General features: G+C 49.6%; 1 rRNA gene. It reads left to right on the top strand.

Annotated features, from left to right (window positions below):
- Positions 1-351: ribosomal RNA gene (locus GTP90_RS37775) — 23S ribosomal RNA — on the top strand; the annotation flags it as partial.

The raw sequence follows: 351 nt of genomic DNA, 5'->3' as shown, positions 1-351 counted from the left end.
AGGTCATTGCATACTGAATACATAGGTATGCAAAGCGAACGCGGCGAACTGAAACATCTAAGTAGCTGCAGGAAAAGAAATCAACCGAGATTCCCAAAGTAGTGGCGAGCGAAATGGGATGAGCCTGCACGTTTTAGCATGACGCATAGAAGAATCCTCTGGAAATAGGAGCCATAGCGGGTGATAGCCCCGTATTCGAAATGCGATGTGTGGAACTAAGCGTGCGACAAGTAGGGCGGGACACGAGAAATCCTGTCTGAATATGGGGGGACCATCCTCCAAGGCTAAATACTCGTAATCGACCGATAGTGAACCAGTACCGTGAGGGAAAGGCGAAAAGAACCCCGGGAG

It is taken from the genome of Duganella vulcania (genome assembly GCF_009857655.1).
Classification (GTDB): domain Bacteria; phylum Pseudomonadota; class Gammaproteobacteria; order Burkholderiales; family Burkholderiaceae_D; genus Rugamonas; species Rugamonas vulcania.
This window is presented reverse-complemented; position numbering and strand designations above follow the sequence as displayed.